Annotated in this window: 15 protein-coding genes; 9 read left to right on the top strand and 6 right to left on the bottom strand. The window is 45.4% G+C overall.

Going from position 1 to position 18,955, the window contains the following annotated elements; translation table 11 throughout:
• Positions 1-171 precede the first annotated feature (171 nt).
• The 3 genes from ASG85_RS03715 to ASG85_RS03705 form a co-directional block, all read right to left on the bottom strand.
• Positions 172-816 (bottom strand): hypothetical protein, encoded by a 645-nt coding sequence (locus ASG85_RS03715; RefSeq protein ID WP_060645377.1) that lies wholly within the window; start codon positions 814-816, stop codon positions 172-174.
• Positions 817-1,075: 259 nt separating this feature from the next.
• Complete coding sequence (locus ASG85_RS03710) at positions 1,076-1,888, bottom strand: ABC transporter permease subunit (protein ID WP_057305351.1); 813 nt, start codon at positions 1,886-1,888, stop codon at positions 1,076-1,078.
• Positions 1,885-2,775: an ATP-binding cassette domain-containing protein gene (locus ASG85_RS03705; RefSeq protein ID WP_057305350.1), complete on the bottom strand. Its 891-nt coding sequence runs from the start codon at positions 2,773-2,775 to the stop codon at positions 1,885-1,887. The genes ASG85_RS03710 and ASG85_RS03705 overlap by 4 nt, the downstream gene beginning before the upstream one ends.
• 147 nt (positions 2,776-2,922) lie before the next feature.
• On the opposite strand from ASG85_RS03705, the gene ASG85_RS03700 reads away from it, so the two are divergent.
• The 8 genes from ASG85_RS03700 to murI all read left to right on the top strand — a co-directional run bounded on the left by ASG85_RS03700 (position 2,923) and on the right by murI (position 11,730).
• Positions 2,923-3,534, top strand: coding sequence for a TetR/AcrR family transcriptional regulator (locus ASG85_RS03700; protein ID WP_060645376.1), 612 nt, complete (start codon positions 2,923-2,925; stop codon positions 3,532-3,534).
• 79 nt (positions 3,535-3,613) lie between these two features.
• Complete coding sequence (locus ASG85_RS03695) at positions 3,614-4,693, top strand: lactonase family protein (RefSeq protein ID WP_060645375.1); 1,080 nt, start codon at positions 3,614-3,616, stop codon at positions 4,691-4,693.
• Positions 4,690-5,007: an MGMT family protein gene (locus ASG85_RS03690; protein ID WP_060645374.1), complete on the top strand. Its 318-nt coding sequence runs from the start codon at positions 4,690-4,692 to the stop codon at positions 5,005-5,007. The genes ASG85_RS03695 and ASG85_RS03690 overlap by 4 nt, the downstream gene beginning before the upstream one ends.
• A 73-nt stretch (positions 5,008-5,080) precedes the next feature.
• Positions 5,081-7,126, top strand: coding sequence for an ATP-binding protein (locus ASG85_RS03685; protein ID WP_060645373.1), 2,046 nt, complete (start codon positions 5,081-5,083; stop codon positions 7,124-7,126).
• A 169-nt stretch (positions 7,127-7,295) separates the two neighbouring features.
• Positions 7,296-9,323, top strand: a complete 2,028-nt coding sequence (locus tag ASG85_RS03680; RefSeq protein ID WP_057305346.1) for a methyl-accepting chemotaxis protein — start codon at positions 7,296-7,298, stop codon at positions 9,321-9,323.
• A gap of 172 nt (positions 9,324-9,495) precedes the next feature.
• Positions 9,496-10,026, top strand: a complete 531-nt coding sequence (locus ASG85_RS03675) for an ATP-dependent Clp protease proteolytic subunit (protein WP_057305345.1) — start codon at positions 9,496-9,498, stop codon at positions 10,024-10,026.
• 117 nt (positions 10,027-10,143) lie between these two features.
• Positions 10,144-10,923: a Cof-type HAD-IIB family hydrolase gene (locus ASG85_RS03670; RefSeq protein ID WP_082562473.1), complete on the top strand. Its 780-nt coding sequence runs from the start codon at positions 10,144-10,146 to the stop codon at positions 10,921-10,923.
• Between the two features lie 30 nt (positions 10,924-10,953).
• On the top strand, positions 10,954-11,730 hold the full coding sequence (murI, locus tag ASG85_RS03665) for a glutamate racemase (RefSeq protein WP_057305343.1): 777 nt from the start codon (positions 10,954-10,956) through the stop codon (positions 11,728-11,730).
• Between the two features lie 183 nt (positions 11,731-11,913).
• On the opposite strand, the gene greA is transcribed toward murI, so the two are convergent.
• Positions 11,914-12,384, bottom strand: coding sequence for a transcription elongation factor GreA (greA, locus tag ASG85_RS03660; protein ID WP_057305342.1), 471 nt, complete (start codon positions 12,382-12,384; stop codon positions 11,914-11,916).
• A 205-nt stretch (positions 12,385-12,589) separates the two neighbouring features.
• Here greA and ASG85_RS03655 point away from each other — a divergent pair, with 205 nt between their 5' ends.
• Complete coding sequence (locus ASG85_RS03655) at positions 12,590-14,578, top strand: hypothetical protein (RefSeq protein ID WP_060645372.1); 1,989 nt, start codon at positions 12,590-12,592, stop codon at positions 14,576-14,578.
• 88 nt (positions 14,579-14,666) lie between these two features.
• Here the strand turns inward: ASG85_RS03655 and ASG85_RS03650 are convergent, their stop codons facing one another.
• Both ASG85_RS03650 and ASG85_RS03645 read right to left on the bottom strand, forming a co-directional pair.
• Positions 14,667-17,924: a DEAD/DEAH box helicase gene (locus ASG85_RS03650; protein WP_057305340.1), complete on the bottom strand. Its 3,258-nt coding sequence runs from the start codon at positions 17,922-17,924 to the stop codon at positions 14,667-14,669.
• A 145-nt stretch (positions 17,925-18,069) separates the two neighbouring features.
• Positions 18,070-18,846, bottom strand: coding sequence for an SDR family NAD(P)-dependent oxidoreductase (locus ASG85_RS03645; protein WP_057305339.1), 777 nt, complete (start codon positions 18,844-18,846; stop codon positions 18,070-18,072).
• Between the last annotated feature and the right edge of the window lie 109 nt (positions 18,847-18,955).

Below are 18,955 nucleotides of genomic sequence, written 5' to 3'. Positions count from 1 at the left end.
GGTAAACAGGCTAATTTAGCACAAATAGCGCACCCACGTTCCCTTTCAGTAGGATCGATGACGTACTCGTTCCGACATGCAAGGTGATTTCAGCCTTCCGATTGAATTGCGTACCTAATGCTGAAGAGGATTTCCTCAGAAAACGTCAACACGATCCAGTTTTCGTATTCTTTACAGATTAAGACGGTACATGCGAGCCCGCTCTTGTCCGCGCGATACGACTAATAGCTGCTTTTCGCATAAGTGGTGCAAGACAGTTCTGGCGTGTCTCGTGCTTACTTGTAGATGAGCGGAAAGGTCCGAAGGGGAGAATGGGCGCAATAGTCTTCGCGCGAACCGGACTGTTTCGCTTTCCAGCCAAGAGAGTGACTCTGGTACATTGGATGAGATGAACTTGCCTACCAATGAAAGAATAAGCTGCTGACACTGTTTCGGGGACTCAACAATGGATGGGTAGGCGATAGGCATAACCAGCCATCCATCCAAAGTAAGATGGCAATGCCGGAGACAGAGGTCTTTGAATCTCCAAAGATCAAGATCGCGGGCATGGGAGCTGTAGCCTTGGATTTCAATCACTCCCTTAGCATCTCCTGGCCTATAAGCGAAGTCCAAATAGCGGTAGCCGTTCGCGAAGTCACGCACTTCCCATTCTGGGTAGAGATGGTCGAACTGTCCTACTGCCGGATACCACACGCAGCGCAGAAATTCCATTTCTCCATGTCCGAGCCCCTGCTCTAACCGTTCCCGTCTGCGTCCGTTCGTCTCTGCTGCAATCTGCGAAGTCATGAAAGTTTCGAATGCTTGCTCAAATTTCATCGTAATTCCTACTTTCTCAGCGATTTTTGGCTAAAACAAAACGCCGCTCTCATCTATATTCACGAGGAGCTGACTCCTTACGAACATAGATGAAAGCGGCGTGTGCTTCACGACCAGCTTTAATGAATAACTCTAGTATAGCGGAGAATGAACATGTTGTGCCACCCCATCTTGGAGAGGGAAGAATTCTCGAATTAACATTTTTGTGTAGTCGTTATCATCGACATGGAAGAAGATCGCGGAAGTGAGTTTGCTCATCTTACAAAGGCAAATCACGTTTGCGGAACAGCGCGATTCCCGCCGCAAAGGTCACAAGACCAATCACAATCAATACCGACCATGCAAGCGCGGTTTCCGTCTGACCGCCGATAATGCCGCTCGGATCATACAATGAGAAGTATGTCAGGTTGCGCAGCCAATTGATCTTTTCGCTCAGTTTGCCGATAAAATCTAGACTGAAAAACCCGAAGGTAAGCACGGCTGAGATCCCGAGCGCGTTCTTTTCGTCGTTGGCTAATGAAGAGACGAGAAAGGCGATTCCGCCGACCGCGAAGAACAGCAATAACGCTGCCAGGTTCATACGCAAGTATGCCGCTCCGTGAAAATCGCTCAAGTCCCCTATAAACAGGGAATATCCAGCAAACCCGCATAATGTCGTAACCGCCATGATGGACAAAAGCCCAGTCATAAAAACGGCTGCCTGCGTCATCGCCACTTTCCCGCGGGTGGTAGGCGTAGCCAACAAATACGCCATCGATCCCTGGTCAACCAGCTTCGCCATCAGCTGCGTGCTGAACATAATGCAAAAAATAGAAACGATCAGTACGAGCAGCAGTCCGTAATATTCGCCTGAGATGAAACCCTCCACTGTGCCGAAACCACTGCCCAAGTTGAACGCATTGGTCATGCCGGGCGGCAAGGACTTTATCAACTCGTCTAGGGCTGCATTATTTCCTGCGAAGCTAGGGAACAGCCAGAACATGAGCAGGATATAGAAAGCTGATCCGAACGCATAGTTCATCATCCCTTTTATGTGAATCTTCATCATGTGTTTATAGAGAGCGGAATTCATTGTAATGTCCCCTTCCGATCGTAATAGTTCATGAACACGTCTTCGAGGCTTTGCGTGAATACGTCCAGGTTTCGGATAGGGTACTTAGACGTCTCTAAGAGGAATTGAGCATATTCTCCTTGTACAGCCACCCGAACGCGATTGCCTTCACGCGATTCGACAGTTATGCCGGAAGTCCGCCCGAATACTTCCGCATCCTCTGTACGTTCGAACGTCAATTCGAACAATTTCCGCTGCATCGACTGCAGCTCGTGGATATCTTTGACGGTAAGGATGACACCGTCCTTAATAATGGCTGCACGGTCGCATGTCCGCTCAATCTCCGGGAAGCTGTGCGACGACATCAAGAACGTTGTGCCCCGGGCTTTCTCCTCCAGTACGAGGTCGATAAACACCTTCTGCATAAGCGGGTCCAGCCCCGATGTCGGTTCATCCAGGATGATCACCTCCGGCTGATGCATGAAAGCGGCGACGATGCCAACCTTCTGCTTCATTCCTTTGGACATTTTGCGGATGGGGGTCCGGACGTCGAACTGGAAGCGGTCGATCAGCTCCTCCCGCCGCGCCGAATGCTTCGACCCTTGCATTTCCGCCATAAAATCCAAAAATGTTCGCCCGGTCATGCCCTCGATAAACGCGATCTCTCCTGGCAAATAACCAATATACCGCTGGACGGTTCCCTGTTTAGCCCAGGTATCCAGTCCGCCAACCTTCACTGAGCCTTTATCCGGTTTCATGAATCCCATGATATGCCGGATCGTCGTGGATTTGCCGGCCCCGTTCGGACCTAGAAATCCAAACACCTCACCTTTTTTGACCGAAAACGATACGTCAAAAATCCCTTTTCCGTTCGGGAATGTTTTGGTCAGCTGCTGAACAGTCAACATGCGCGGCCACCTCCAAATATGAAAGTTATGAAATATTATTTAAGAATAATTTCAAAACTTATGTTACTCCTGAATGTTAGTACCGTCAATACTTTTGAAATATATTTATGCTATAATTTCATTATTCCAAAAAAACGGGTGATCCGAATGAACGGCTACGAAAAAAGAGCCCAGCAAAAAAAAGAAAAAATCATGCGCGCAACCTTGAATATGCTGAATACGTCCGATCCCAGAAAACTGAGGATCGCCGATATCGCCGAAGCGGCTGGCGTATCGCAGGTAACCATCTATAATTACTTCGGCAGCAAGGAAGCCTTGGTTCGGGAAGTGTTCAAAGATTATGCAAGGACGGCATTGAAAGAATTTGGGGAGTTTCTCTCCGGCGATCACTCTCTTAAGGAGAAGATCGAATACATAGTTTTCCAGAAGAAGAAATCGTCCAGAACGTTCAGTCTTGAGGTCATGAAGCAGATATGGCACGACGATCCGGAAATGGGGAATTTCCTCAAAGAAGAATATATGGCCAAGGGTATTCCACTTGTCATTCAGCTGATTGAAGACGGCAAGAAAAATGGGGAAATCACCGATGCGCTTTCTACATCCACTATCATGATGTATATGCAAATGTTGACGAGCCAGGCGGACACTATGCTGGAATATGCCGGTATACATGGGAATATGGACACGTTGATCGAGGAAATGGTGCATTTGTTTTTCTATGGGATCGGCAGCACGCCTCAACCGATCATTCATACATAAGTTTAAGTTTTGTTGCTCCTTAGAAGTTGATTTGAGATAATGCTGGTATCAATAACAGAAGAATGGGAGTGTGGCATTTTTGGAAAAGAAGAAAAAAACGTTAGCTTTTATAGGTTCATATGCGGATTCGAATAATCCTGGGGTATACTCCTGCCAATACGATGAAGTGAATGGGAGCTTTGAAGTCACCCATCAAGTAAATGGTTTGCAAAACCCGACGTTCTTGACTGTGGACGCGAGAAATTGGAAACTATATGCTTTATCAGAAGGTGTTGACGAGAATCAACAGCGCTGCGGGGCGGCATCTTCTTATGATATTGATTCAGCTACAGGTGAATTAACGTTTCTGAACAACGAGATCACACTGCCTGCAACAACGTGCCACATTACATTAGACCATACGAACCAAGTGGTGATGGTATCCAGTTATCACGGGGGTATGGTAGGCTTGTCTCCTGTGTTAGCGGACGGACGTTTAGGCAAAACGGCTGATATCCAGCAGCACCATGGAGCAAGCGTCCTATCGGTGCAGGATAGACCGCGTGCTCATTCTGTTTTCTTGGATCGGGCAAACCGTTATGCGGGAGTCTGTGATCTAGGCTTGGATAAGATTATCATGTACAAGCTCGATATCCCTGCCAAACGGCTTATTCCTCATAATGAAGTGCATATAGCCCCCGGTTCAGGTCCGCGGCATTTTGCTTTCCATACGTCCTATGCTTTTGGCTATGTGATTAACGAACTTGGCTCCACTGTCACGGCCTTCCGTTATGATGAAGAACGAGGAGAACTGACTGAAATCCAAACGATTTCCACAGTCCCAGAGTCTTATGATGGGGAAAATGCCTGCGCTGACATTCATGTTTCACCAGATGGAAAGTTCCTATATGGATCTAACCGCGGGCATGATAGTATTGTCGTGTATGCCGTTGATGCAATTACGGGTAAGTTAACGGTGGTGGAGTACGCGCCTACGTTAGGGAAGCATCCACGTAATTTTGCGATATCGCCGGATGGACAATTTCTGCTGGTAGCTAACAAAGATTCGGATCATATTGTATCGTTCACACGTGACTCTCAATCTGGGAAGCTCGTTCCAAACGGAAAGGTGCTAAATGTGTCTAAACCGGTATGCATCAAGTTCGCTAGTGCAGAATGACACCTTTTACGGAGCGGGTTATTCACATCATTCGGTCAATCCCCGAGGGCAAAGTCATGACCTACGGTCAGATCGCCGGGCTTGCTGGAAGCCCAAGGGCGGCTCGGCAAGTCGTACGAATTTTGCATACCATGAGCAAGAAGCATCGCCTTCCTTGGCATAGAGTCATTAACGCAAAGGGAGAGATTGCCATCATGGATGATGAAGGATCTCATATGCAAAGTTTTCTGCTGCAAGCTGAAGGTGTCATAGTTACGGATAAACGGTATGTCTCCCTTGAAAACTATCAGTATCAAATGAAAGAAGAAGCATGAGTTTACATAGGCAGCCTCACTTCTTGCAACTGGAAGAAGTGAGGCTTTTTGCAAGAAGGAAGTGAGCCAAACTTTGTCGAATCTTGTGAAAATGGATGATCAATTCGCGGAGGTTGTTATGACTCAAGAGCAAGCATCACCAGCAATGATATATAACTTAATAACGTTGGAGTCCAATCCTTCGCAGCGGCGGTTTGCTTTTATTATTGGGGCTATCGTGGCTATGATTTCTCTGCTTTCTGTCCCGTTTGTAAGGATACAGTTGGTAGAGCTGCAGGCCTATCAGCCAGCCATTTTTTCCACGGTTATTTGTTTCGAATTCATTACTGCTTACGTGATTTATAGTCAATTCAAAATCAATCGATCACCGGCGGTACTCGTCCTGTTTGCATTGTATCTGTTCTCCGGTGGTATGAGTTTGGTCTATATCCTTACGTTCCCTCGTATTTTCGCTGAAAATGGTTTATTCCATGCAGGAACACAAACTTCGGCTTGGCTATATGTGATCTTGCACGCAGGTTTTCCTCTAGCGATTGCCCTCTATATGATAATTGAATCGAAATATGCGAATGTTCGTTATAGTGCCCGTAAGGCTAAGAAATTAGGCCTTTACACACTGCTAGGTGTCGTTTTACTAATCACAGGCTTTACTTTTATTACCACGCATTTCAAAAATCAACTGCCAATTGTGCTGTCTCAAGGTAAGCTAACACCCTTATTTATATATGGTCTTGGGCTGCCTATTGTCCTCATTACTTTGATTACATTAATTGTCTTCTACAAAAGAACGAAAGCGAGTACAGTTACTTCGACCTGGCTATGTGTAGCCGTACTGGCTTCAATGCTGGATGTGGCGATTATTCTTTGTGGCGGCGGGCGCTTTAGTGTGGGATGGTATGTGGCTAGGTGGAACACCTTTGTATGTGCAAATATTGTACTTGCGGGAATGATTTATGAGTTTACCAAAATGTATCTGAGAATGACAGAGCTCTTCCAGCAGGTGAAGGATAGTAAAGAAAAATATAAGGTGCTGCTTGGTGAAAGCCAACAGGCTGAGAGAAAGATTTCAGAACAAAACGATATTATTGAGCGGATGCTTGAATCCAGCCATGAGGCCATTATCATGTGTGATAGAGAAGGACGGGTCATCTTTACAAATCGCCGCGCGGAACATTTCTTTGAACGTCCACTCGAAAGCGGAGAACTAATGTCTAGCTATTGCTTAGGAATGAAAACCTCAGACGCTGCTTTTGACGAGGTCATCGACGCTTATTTCGAACAATCCATCCCGCCTTTTCGAAAGCGAATATCTAGATTGACGCTGAAAGGCGAAACAAGGCACTATGAATGTTATGTTAATCCTATTTCAGGTGAAATGGAAGGTACGCTCAGGGGACATCTAGTCGGATTTAGAGATCGTACGGAAGAAGAGCGAATCGATGAGTTGAAAAATGAGTTTGTCAGCATAATTTCTCATGAGATTCGGACACCGCTATCCTCGATTGTAGGTTTTATCGAAATCCTGGCAACACGTGCAGTGACGGAAGAGAAGCGGGCCAAATATATCGAGACGATTCATAAGGAATCCTTACGGCTATCGAATTTGATTAACGATTTTCTTGATTTGCAGCGGTTGGATTCGGGTCGGCAAGAGTTTCATTTCCAATCCTTGGATGCAGTTCTATTACTCCGTGAAATTGTTGAGCAGTGGCAGGGAAAAGATAATCATGATACTGAGCTGCATGCGGCAACCGAGCGTATTTTTGTCCAAGGGGACGAAGACCGTTTAAAGCAAGTGTTCCATAATTTGATCTCCAATGCGATTAAGTATTCGCCGGGTGCGACGAAAATTGATATATATGTGGAAACCGATAACGGTAAAGTGTTAATTAAGATCCAAGATTATGGCCTTGGCATTCCAGCCGATGCTTTGGACAAACTGTTTACGAGGTTTTACCGTGTCGATAATTCGGATCGCAGGAAAATCGGAGGAACGGGTCTAGGGTTATCTATTGTCAAGGAGATCATTGAAGCCCATCATGGGAAAGTGGTTGTTGATACGGAGCTCGGCAAAGGCTCAATCTTTATTGTGCAGTTAGTTGAAATAGATGCAGATTAGTCGGGTATGAAAGAGCATGTTCAAACCGTGAAAACCTCGCGGATTGACATGCTTTTTTTCGTTTTAGTAGTACTTGCTGCTTTTATCTTATGTCGAAATTTAGAGGAATTTGTCAAAATATAACGAATTCACATGAAAGATGAACGATCAAATGGAGGAGTCAGAAGGAATGAAGCCACAGAGAACAACGAATGTAAAAGGATGGGTAAGAAAGGTTTCATTGAAGTCGTTTAAAGCAAGAATGACGGCCATGTTTCTTGTTATCGCGTTAGTACCGATGCTTTTTAGTATTATTTTTTCTTCATACTATTTGAAGAATGTGGTGACTGGTGAAGTTCACTCCAAGGAAGAGAGTGTCGTTAAAGCCAATGTAACAGCCATTGATTATTCTATCCAGCGGCACATAGCGATTTTGAAAGAAATGCAAAAGTTTGACGAGATCAAGAGTGGCAATGAACAAGAAATTATGAAGACGCTTAAGAAATTTGAACAAGCCAACAAAGAAGTTGAACAGTATGTTTATGCAAATAAAGACGATATTGCGCTTACTTCAGCAGGTCAAAAGATTCCTATTGGCGAACGCGATTACGTTAAGCAAGCCAAGCAGACGAAGCTGCCTGTGAGTAGTGATCTGCTCGTCAGTAAAGCTTCGGGTAAAAATGTTATCATTGTCTTTGTCCCGCTGCTTGATGATAAGCAAAACTATATCGGTGGATTATTCTGTCCATTAACAACGGATAATCTAACCATCTACACGAAGACGATAAAAATTGGCCAGACAGGCTACGGATATTTAATGTCTCCTTCCGGATTGCTCTTAACCCATCCTGACGCAGGTAAAGTGGGCAAAAAAATGGAGGATGTATTCACGCCTTCGGAAGCAGCTAAGTTTAAAGAGACTGTTTTGAAAGAAGAGAAAGGAACGTTTCAATTTACCGGTGAGGATGGGGTCGCTTCTGAAATTAGCTTTGATACAATCCCGTCAACAGGCTGGCGCTTGGTTACGAATTTAGTGAATGCAGAAGTATACAGCTCGGTAAAAACAGCCAATCAAGTATCGATCTGGCTGACAGTGATTACGACAATCGTAGTAGCGGCTTTCGCACTGATTGTCTCGACGAAAACAACGAAACCAGTTATTGCTATTACGGAAGCCGTGAAGAAGATGGCTGAAGGGGACTTAACACCACGTCTTGCTATCAAGCGAAGTGACGAGCTCGGACAGCTTGCCGATAACATGAATCAAATGCTCGATTCTTTCTCAGACATTGTTGGAAAAGCTAGATATACCGCGGAACAGTTAGGCGCTTCGTCGGAGGAGCTTACGGCTTGCTCTGCGGAATCGGTCGATATTGCCACTACGATCGCCCAATCGATTCAAGAAGTGTTCAATGCGAGTAAAGGCCAGTTACAAGGAGCGGAGCAGACATCGACCGCGATGGGGGAAATGGCTATTGGCGTACAAAGAATTGCAGAATCTTCGTCGGTCGTGACAGAAGCATCACATGCTTCACTTCAGGAAGTTCAGCAAGGCCGCATTGCGATCAATCAGGCTGTCGAACAGATGAAGTTCATTAATGAATCCGTCGGGAAATCGGCGGATGATATAAGAGCACTTGAATCGTACTCACAAAAAATCGGTGAAATTGTGTCGGTCATTACAGAAATTACAAGCCAAACTCAGCTGCTATCCCTCAATGCTTCGATTGAGGCTGCACGCGCTGGCGAACAAGGACGCGGGTTTGCTGTGGTGGCGAACGAAGTCAAGAAGCTGGCGGAACAGTCGTCATCCTCTGCAGCAGATATTTCGAGTTTGATTCGGGAAGTGCAGTCGTCGACATCAAGAGCTGTACAAGCAATGAATAAAGGTGTACTGGACGTTGAGAAAGGTTCTGAGCTTATAGATGCGGCAGGGCAGGTCTTTAACCGTGTTACCTCGACGTTCCAAGAAATATCTGACCAAATTCAAGAAGTATCAGCAGCCTCTCAGGAAATGTCGGCAGGAACCGAGGAAGTAACGGCGTCCATGAGCGAAATTGTCCACATGACCAAAGCGTCTTATGACCACGGACAAGGCATTTCTGAAGGGTCGAAGAAGCAGCACGCGACTATGGAGGAAATATCTGCCTCAGCAGAAGATTTAAGCAATATGGCGCAGGAACTGCAAGAATCACTTGCTAAATTCAAAACTCGTTAATATTTCAAACATGATATACAAGCATGTCAAAGGGGATTTAGAGGTCAACCAGAAACTGGTTGGCCTTTTTATTTTGCCCAAAAATTATGAAAAGAAAGAGAAAAGAGTTACAAAGTCTATAAAATGAGAATAGACTAACGTATCAGTAGGCCATAAGGACAGGAGGCATGCTATGAGTGACAGGACCTTATATCTATTCGATGGCATTAATAAAAGCTCTGTGAAAACCATAGTCGAGCAAATCATGAGAATTAATCAATATGATGATGACAAAGATAAGAAAGAAAAAGACTTCAAGCGTATGCCCATCGACTTCATTATTAATAGTAATGGGGGAAGTGTCTATGATGGTCTAGGATTGATCAATGTGATTGAAAACAGTAAGACGCCGGTGCATACATACGTGTATGGACTTGCTGCTAGCATGAGCTTACTAATCGCCGTTAGCGGTCACAAGAGATATGCAGGCCGACTTAGTACATTCATGTATCACTCTGTATCAACGCATATCGACGGTCATTTGGAACACTTAAAGAATCGTGTGGATGAAACACAAAGGCTGCAAAACATTTATGATGAATATATCTTATCGAAAACGAAGCTGCATTCAGACGAGCTGCATCGTGTTCAGGAGAATCAACGTAATTGGTATCTGAGTCCTGATGAGGCCTTATCTTTTGGGATTATTGATGAAATTGTATAAACATGGCGGAGAGAAACCGAAGGGATTCTCTTTTTCTTTGTTTTTTCTCTGCTTTTGGTGTTTAATTGAAAGATAGAGAGAAGAGGAGCAGCCGTGCTGCCCCCTAACGAAAAGGAGATTCATACCGTGTATAAAATAGTATTTTTTGATATTGACGGCACTTTAGTTAACGAGGAAAAACAAGTTCCTGCCAGTACGATCATTGCTATTCAACAATTAAAGCAGCAAGGGATTGAACCGGTCATTGCAACAGGACGAGCACCCTACTTCATCAAGCCCTTGGCTGAACAGCTTGGGATTGATTCCTATGTGTGCTTGAACGGGGGCTATGCGGTTTACCGTGGTGAACCGCTCTACAGACGGATTATCGCCAAGAGCAGCATAGAAGCACTGGTCAAATTGGCAGCTAAGCATAAGCATTCCCTCGTATTTGAAGGAGAGCATAACTTCTTCACGGATACAGAGGACCATCCCTTTGTAGTTGGATCGGTTTCCTCATTGAAGGTTGATTTGCCGGCGTATGACCCGGATTTCTGGAAAACAAATGATATTTATCAAATCTTCTTGCATATTGAAGACACGGATGAGCATTTGTACGAGGAGCTGCAATCGGAATTTAAGCTGATTCGGTGGCACCCGCATGCGATAGACGTATTACCAGCAGGTGGTTCGAAAGCCCAAGGGATTGCCGCGCTTTTGGAACTTGTTGGATTGAAGCCCGAAGATGCTGTTGCTTTTGGTGACGGATTAAATGATATGGAGATGCTTTCGTATGTCGGATTTGGTATCGCGATGGGGAATTCCCACAAAGACTTACTTCCTTATGCCGATCATGTAACGACACATGTGGATGATGATGGCATTCGAAACGGACTTATTACGGCAGGATTACTATAGAAAAGAAACAATACATATAGGGTGAAGATAATGAGAATAGCTTTTTTTGATTCAGGGATAGGCGGTATTACCGTCTTACACGAAGCCATGAAGCAACTGCCTCATGAAGATTTTCTATATTTTGCGGATACCCTTCATGTTCCCTACGGGACGAAACCGAAGGACGAGGTTCTTGCTTTTGTCAAAAAATCCGTAGACATGATCATCAAAGAAGAGGTTAAAGCCCTCGTCATTGCTTGCAACACAGCAACCAGTATAGCCATTGCAGAACTAAGAAAAACCTATGAGATACCGATCATCGGGATGGAACCCGCGGTAAAGCCTGCCCTCGAAATGAATCGTTCATCAGGGAAAAGAGTGCTCGTTTTTGCTACGCCTCTAACCCTCAAGCAATCGAAATATAGAGAGCTAGTTTCTCGTATAGATGATCTGGGAATGGTGGATTCGGTGCCGCTGCCGGAATTGGTTGAATTCTGTGAACAATTAAATGTGGAAAGCCAACAAATCACTGATTATTTTCATACCAAGCTGGAGCCCTTCGACCTGAGGATGTATGGGACTGTTGTTCTAGGATGCACACATTACCCCTTTTATAGGGGCGTTCTAAGAAAGATACTGCCAAGTCACATCCAAATTGTTGATGGAAGCTCGGGTACTGTGAACCGATTGATACAGCTGCTCAGTGACCGAGACCAATTACTTGGCGATGGACAATCCAACATCAAATTTATGTGTTCCAGCCATGAGACAGCCTATATCCAGAAAATGGAAAAGGCTTTGGAAATCATTCAAGCTATTGGTAAGTAAGGTTTGTGGACAAATCAAAAAGGCATTGCCGTGCAGCCGCCGCTGCATGACAATGCCTTTATTTTGTTAAGTAGATAAGAAAGTATAAGTTTTATTACACTTCGCGTCATCAGTCTTGACAAACGCGCTCGTCCCAGAAGGACGACGGAGTCGTTTATCCTTGGTAAAAGGATTGCGTCAGAGTTACACTCTGATTTCAAGCAGCTCATAGCTAATGACACCCATCGGTGCATTCACACTAATTACATCACCAACCGATTTGCCCATGAGGGAAACGCCAAGTGGACTTTCGTAGGAAATTTTATTTTCATTCACATCGGCTTCCTGAGTACCGACGATTTTATACTCAATTTTCTCAGCAAATTCCACATCATTGAGAATAACAGTAGAGCCAACTTGAACTTTGGATGTGCCGATATTCGTAACCACTTTAGCTTTCTTCAGCATTCTTTCAATCGTCAATATTCTGGTTTCCATAAAAGATTGGTCATTTTTGGCGGAATGATATTCACTGTTTTCCTTGAGATCGCCATAGCTAATCGCTGTCTTAATACGGCTGGCTAGTTCTTTGCGTTTGACGGTTTTGAGATCTTCAAGCTCTAATTCTAAACTGCGTAATCCTTCTGGAGTTAGAATAATTTCATCATTTGACATATATTTTGCAGCTCCTCATGTATTCGATACTAGATATACTACTAAAGTAACTGAGGCAAGTAAAGTAAGTAAGACAAGGAGAACTGTCTAACTTGTGCATTTTTCAAAAGCTGGGCTGGATGTAAGCAACTTTGTGACGATGACAGGCGTCTAATAAATGGTAAGTTTTCCCTAATTTATTCAAGTGAGGTTGTGATTGTTCCATATGAGTAAAATGAAAATCTTCACTATCGCGATCCTCGCTGTAGGACTAGGATTGGGCAGTTTGGCGCATCAGACAGAAGCTGAACCCATTTATGGAGGATCCTATGCGCCAGAAGGAATTAGATTCCCTGCCACGATTGAGCTTTTGGCCGAGACGCCCTATTATGCAGCCATTAATCAGCCTGATGATGAGCCGGAAGGTACTTTTGCCCCTCAGGAGGTAAATGTGCTCACTGTAGAAAGTTCGTGGTCGACTGGTTTATCCACCTGGAAGATTGAAACGATGTTCGGGCCGAGGTGGATCAGGCCAAACCCATGGGAAATAGACATGGAGCCGCCTAAGCGAATTACACTTTTGGAAGAAACTCCGCTATATCGCAATCAAAGCACCAAAGGCGGACCTGCAGCCTCCTTATCCGAACAAGAGGTTGAGGTAGTTGCGGCCGAAAAACAGTGGTTCTATACGAACGACCCCACCAATAAAGCATGGATGAAGGTGCACACCACTTGGTTAGGTGATCTCTGGGCGCATATACCCGTCAATCAAATAGGTACTGTACAAAAGGTGCAGCGAAAAGCGCATTATTATGGGCTGCCGTCCAATACTGATCTTGGAACGGCTATGGGGATTGGCGAGCAGAAGCTAGATTGGTCAAACTCCAAGGCAGGCGATTACACGATCGCAAGGGAGTTCACAACCATCTATGATCGTGCATTCGAAGTTCAAACGGATCAAGGGGCCACATGGACACGCGAAAAGGGAGTCTCGATCCTGAGTACGAATGAAACCATGGATATCGTGCGTGAAAAGCCGCTAATTCATGATGTATGGGATGGACTGAAGAAGGAAGATGCCGTTATATCAGGTGAAACGGTAACTGCTTTCGAGAAAATAGAAGAGCGACTCTATACAGGGAGAGGCCCTTATCCGATTTGGTACAACAGTACTTGGTACCATGTACGTTCATCCAAAGGCACAGGATGGATAAACAAAAATGTTGGCGAGCCTGAAGCTGCCATACCTGTTCATTGGAAAGTCTTGGTTAAAGATCCAAAGGAGCTGCAGCGCTATCCGGAAACTCCGTTCAGCTCATCGACATTACTGCTGCGTGATCAGACAGTGGAGGTTACCGAGGTTTGGAATTCACCCTACAGCGGGCCCATATGGCTGAAAGCTCATGTCGATGGGAGAACCGGATGGATTCCGTACTGGGACAGCTTGCAAGATACAATATGGGATGAAGATACACAAACGGTAGCTCATATATCAAAAGTAAATACGAATAGTCTAGGAATTGCCCCTGCCGCAAAAGATGGATTACAGCTTTACAATGGTCAGCGGATTGGGTATACGGAAAATAATCAATCTTATTTGGATGTCCTCCAGCTTGCTGAACATTTTCAATACAAAGTTGAAAAGGTGCAAGGCACGGACGCCGTCACTTTGAGCAAGAATGACTACTCTTTTGAGCTTAAAGCTGGGGCTAAGAATGCGTTGATTTATTGGCACGGTACTAAGGATAAAAGTGTTCAATTGGCAGAGCTGCCGCGTCATTCCCGCGATAGCTGGTATCTTAATTTGAAAGACGTTCAAGCTCTTTTTGGATTAACGCAGGTATTTGCGGGCAAAGAATACAGTTTGTTTGAGAAGAATTATAACGTGAAGTCAGGAGAATTCCCGACCCGCGCGGAGAAGGGACATTTAGAAATGCAAGCATTTGTTTATGATTGGACCAGTCAGGAAGATTATAAGTCCGGTCAGATGCCCCTTCAGATGTACTTGGAGGAGAATGGAGATCAAGGAGGAGAAGCACTTGTTTCCAAAACGGAAGGGATCGCTAACAAGCCAGATGCTAGTGATTCGTCAGTTGCTTTGTTTAGCTTGAAAGCATCTCGTCCGCTGACACCAGGAACTCACCAAGTGAATGTTGTTGTACGTATCGGCGAAAGAATCATTTGGAAGATGAGCGTTGAAATAGTAGCTAAGTAAACCTACCACATTCATAATTGACAAAAAGAAGGGCTTCCACAATCATTTTACAATGACCTTGGGATCGCCCTTCTTTTTTGCCTTTTCATCATCCTATCATCAAAATCTCCCGAATCTCTTGCTCCGTCAAAGCGGACAATGCTTCATGTCCCGGCTGGATCACATCATCAATCAGGTTCTTCTTTTTCTGTTGGAGCTCGTACATTTTATCTTCTACGGTGCCTTGCGCAACAAGTCGGATCACTTGCACAACCTTCTTCTGTCCGATACGATGTGCACGGTCGGCAGCTTGCTGTTCCACAGCAGGGTTCCACCATAGGTCGTAGAGGATAACGGTGTCGGCTCCGGTAAGATTTAGCCCAGTACCGCCGGCTTTTAATGAGATGAGGAACAGGTCTCGCTCGCCATCATTAAATTTATTGCACAGCTCTACACGTTCGGCCGTAGGGGTTTTACCATCTAAGTAGAAATACGGCACTCCTTGATAACCTAGGTCTCGTCCGATCATCCCCAGCATCGCTGTAAATTGCGAGAATATCAGCACCCGCTTGCCGGCGCTTCTGCATTCTTCGATAATCTGCATAAGCTGCTCGAATTTGGCTGAGCTTCCGGTATAATCATCGACGAACAGAGACGGGTGGCAGCACAGCTGGCGAAGTCGGGTCAAGCCGGCCAATATTTTGATCCGATGTTTATTAAAGCTGTCTTTGTTCAGATGCTTCAGTGTTTCCTGTTGCAGTTCGGCCAAATAGGCGACATACAGCTTCTTCTGTTCCGGCAGCAGCTCGGAAGCTTGCAACGACTCGATCTTCTCCGGCAGTTCCTTCAGAACGTCGGTCTTCAACCTGCGCAGCAGAAACGGTCGGACCCGCTTGGCTACACTTTCACGGGATAAGTCATTAAATGCCTTTCTCCCGGGGAACAACTGAGGGAACACCGCGTCAAAGATGGACCAAAGTTCTTCAAGCCTGTTCTCCACTGGAGTTCCAGTGAGGGCAAAACGGTATTGGGCCTGAATCGCCTTCACCGCCTGTGCGGTCTGCGTGGTGTGGTTCTTGAACATCTGAGCCTCATCCAAAATAAGCGTATGGAACGATTGTTTCGCATACAGGTCGATATCTCTTCGCAAAAGCGGGTATGAGGTAATGAGAACATCGGCTTGGGACGCATGTTTCAGAACCTTGCTGCGCTCTTCTCTGCTCCCATCTGCGATAACAGACCGAATCTCTGGCGCGAATTTCTTCAGCTCGTTGAGCCAATTGTAGACGAGAGAAGCGGGAGCAACAATGATCGCCGGCAGCGCCTGCTTTCTGATCTCGGGCAGCACAGAAACAATAAAAGCGATGCTTTGTATGGTTTTACCAAGGCCCATATCGTCTGCCAAGATGCCGCCGAAATTGTACTGGGCTAGCGTCTTAAGCCATTGGAATCCATACTTCTGGTAATCCCGAAGAACAAGTTCCAGACTAGCCGGCACCGTGAAATCCAGATTATCCGGATTCCGCATGTTTTCCAGTAACTGGCGGAATGTTCTGCCCAGCTTAACGGTATTTCCTTGTCTCTCGGCGTCCATCAAATAGAGCCCGCGGACTAAGGGGAGGCGGATCTCAGCTGCTTTCACGTCCTCCTTGGTAATGCCCATTTCGTTCATGACGCGGACAATTTCCTGAAACTCCGCGCTTTCGAGCGGCAGTAACGCCCCATCCGGCAGCCGGTGGTATTTGCGTTTCTCCCCAAGGGATTTCAACAGATTGCGGACTTCCGATTCAGGAATACCTTCCATATCGAACTTGAATGCCAGCCAATCCGTTCGTTCGTCCACATCAACCTTGACTATCGGCGGGGCATGTCCGGTTAGAAGTCTTATTTTCACGGCAGAGGTGGCATAAACAGTCACCAGCTTCTCCAACTGCGGAACGACGTGGTATAGAAATTCGTATTCCTCGTCTTCGCCATCCATGAAATATCCTTCCTCCATCTTAGCGAAGGTACTTTGCTCCATAAGCTCCAGAATTCGTCGCTCCTGATCTCCGTCTCGCATGAGAATGCGGTCGGTTGCGCGCCTCTGTTCATTGCCTTCTAGCGGGTTAATGACAATATCGCCGTATTGAAACTCCAGACCGGCAAGCAGTCGATCTTTCACCCGATCCAAATATAACTTAGCCTTTAACGGCGTTCGCATAATGCGGTCGGAAATGGCCCCAGCGATATGGACGCTGCCTAGCTTCATCAGGCCAGGAATCACTTTTTCCATAAAAGGTTCCATTTGCGCGGGCGGAATCTGAATTTGGTGCTTGCTGGAGTTTTCGAGCATTTGCTTAAGCTCAGAAAGACGCCTACACGGTTCGGCTTGCATTTGCATCAGCTTTCCTTCAGAAAGGACAACCCCATACGATTCCATTACCGTAATCTTTTCCAAACCTTGGACATCCAATTGGAAGCCTTCGGCCTCTGTTTGGTCGAATTCAAAGTGGAGCGGGATGGGTTCATCGGATACACGGATTCCATCGAATGTGCGGTTATCCTGCTCAAGTTTTACGGACGAAGCCTCGGTAAGCGCGGGAAGCAAGGTTGTCCATGAGAAAGGAGGAACCAGCAGCATCCGATCGCCGCTCAAATGATTCGTACGAACGGAGTACGTAGTTGATGTTTCAAGGTACATCTGCTCATTGCGAGAGATTTCGATGAGCTTCCTAATGACCGCATCATCTTCTTTTTGAAAACTATGGAGCTTAGGGTCGTATGTGAAATGCTTTGAGAATACATAGGCTTCTCTCCGCTCAATATGATCAAGAAATTCTCTTAACCTTTGGACGATATAACGTTTTTTAGGACCGACCTTCATCTCAATCCCGAACATGAACTTCCGATAGCCGTATTGGAAGGGTTTGCAGGTAAACTCCAGTTCTAGTACCGCTCTTGTATCGAAAAGAGGTTGCGAACGACTTGGACGCTGAGGTTTATTCCCGAACAAATCCAATATATGGCTCGTCAATCTACGATCTCCCTCTGAATGTCCAAAAGTCCGGGCTGTTGTACCGCCAACTCGAGATACTTGCTGAATAGCATGAATATTCAGCAGCACGGCAGCGATATGCTCGCAGTATTTATCGTCCGGATCATACGCAGGACAGGTGCAATGGGCAATAACATCCCCGTTTGTATCCTCTTCAACGGTCACTTGGCAGGTGCCGTTATATCCTTCGACCGTGGCTTCATAGAGCGGTGTTTCAGGATCTTCATGTAGGAAAGTCACTCGTCTTTCATGGTAGTAGACTTCTCCTTTTTCATAAGAAAACCGGCCGCACAACAACTTAATGACCCCATCTGTCAGCTGAAAGCTCATTACCTGAATCCTTTCTTTTGAAAAATAGTTATGTTCCGGAATTGCTATTGGTTGATTTCATTATAGCAAACATTCGTTCTCGTGAAAAACAAGCTCTGATCAAAAAAAAGCAGCCCAATTCCAAATGGAGAATGGACTGCATGTGTTACTTGGCTGTCATGGATTTCCGAATGGCAGATCCGAACAATTTGACAATGGTCTTCCTAGGGAGGACGCGTCCCAGAAAAGCATTGAACTTATTTACGCTGCCGTCAATGACGTAGGTTTTATTACGTCCAAGTGCCTTCATAGCTGTAGCTACAACTTGTTCGGGTGTCCGTTTATTGTTGGTTTCAACATCTTTGGCTGTATCGAAAAATTTGGTATCCGTCGGGCCAGGGCACAGAGCCAACAATTTAATTCCTTTATGGCGATATTCTTCCCATAGAGACTCAGTGAAAGACAGAACGAAAGCTTTCGTTGCACTATAAACAGAACAATACGGAAAAGGGAAGAAGGATAACAAGGATGCCAGATTAATGATCGTCCCATCACCTTTAGCCACCATTTTCGGTAAATAGTAATGAGTCATTTCCACGACCGAAGCTATATTCAGCATCATCTGCTGCCGGTAGATCTCGGGTGAATGATTTAAAAACTCGCCACTCAAGCCAAATCCGGCATTGTTGACCAAAATATCGACGTGCGTGCCTAGCTGCTCAGTTTGCTTAAAGACCTCGGATGCAGCATTCTCTACGCTCAAATCGATCGCAATAACCTGGACTTTAACAGCATACACAGTGGAAAGCTCTATAGCTAGTTGATCCAATTTATTTTTGGAGCGTGCGACTAGAATGAGATGGTTTCCTTTCTCGGCAAATCGCCTCGCGAAAACTTCGCCAATGCCAGAAGAGGCTCCGGTAATTAATGCCGTTTTTGTCATATATTGCGTCCCCCCATGATCTGAATTCTATTGATTTCTTCCCTATATTACCAAACGTTTTGATGTGTGTATATTAATAGATAGACAACGCTTTCGTATCCAATTATAC

The organism is Paenibacillus sp. Soil724D2, assembly GCF_001427935.1.
GTDB lineage: Bacteria > Bacillota > Bacilli > Paenibacillales > NBRC-103111 > Paenibacillus_E.
This window is presented reverse-complemented; position numbering and strand designations above follow the sequence as displayed.

What these genes read in the sequence shown, in the direction of transcription:
- ASG85_RS03655 (WP_060645372.1), top strand. Translation starts at nt 12,590, where the DNA reads ATGAGTAAAATGAAAATCTTCACTATCGCGATCCTCGCTGTAGGACTA.
- greA (WP_057305342.1), bottom strand. Translation starts at nt 12,384, where the DNA reads ATGTCAAATGATGAAATTATTCTAACTCCAGAAGGATTACGCAGTTTA.
- ASG85_RS03710 (WP_057305351.1), bottom strand. Translation starts at nt 1,888, where the DNA reads ATGAATTCCGCTCTCTATAAACACATGATGAAGATTCACATAAAAGGG.
- ASG85_RS03650 (WP_057305340.1), bottom strand. Translation starts at nt 17,924, where the DNA reads ATGAGCTTTCAGCTGACAGATGGGGTCATTAAGTTGTTGTGCGGCCGG.
- ASG85_RS03700 (WP_060645376.1), top strand. Translation starts at nt 2,923, where the DNA reads ATGAACGGCTACGAAAAAAGAGCCCAGCAAAAAAAAGAAAAAATCATG.
- ASG85_RS03680 (WP_057305346.1), top strand. Translation starts at nt 7,296, where the DNA reads ATGAAGCCACAGAGAACAACGAATGTAAAAGGATGGGTAAGAAAGGTT.
- ASG85_RS03715 (WP_060645377.1), bottom strand. Translation starts at nt 816, where the DNA reads ATGAAATTTGAGCAAGCATTCGAAACTTTCATGACTTCGCAGATTGCA.
- murI (WP_057305343.1), top strand. Translation starts at nt 10,954, where the DNA reads ATGAGAATAGCTTTTTTTGATTCAGGGATAGGCGGTATTACCGTCTTA.
- ASG85_RS03645 (WP_057305339.1), bottom strand. Translation starts at nt 18,846, where the DNA reads ATGACAAAAACGGCATTAATTACCGGAGCCTCTTCTGGCATTGGCGAA.
- ASG85_RS03690 (WP_060645374.1), top strand. Translation starts at nt 4,690, where the DNA reads ATGACACCTTTTACGGAGCGGGTTATTCACATCATTCGGTCAATCCCC.
- ASG85_RS03705 (WP_057305350.1), bottom strand. Translation starts at nt 2,775, where the DNA reads ATGTTGACTGTTCAGCAGCTGACCAAAACATTCCCGAACGGAAAAGGG.
- ASG85_RS03675 (WP_057305345.1), top strand. Translation starts at nt 9,496, where the DNA reads ATGAGTGACAGGACCTTATATCTATTCGATGGCATTAATAAAAGCTCT.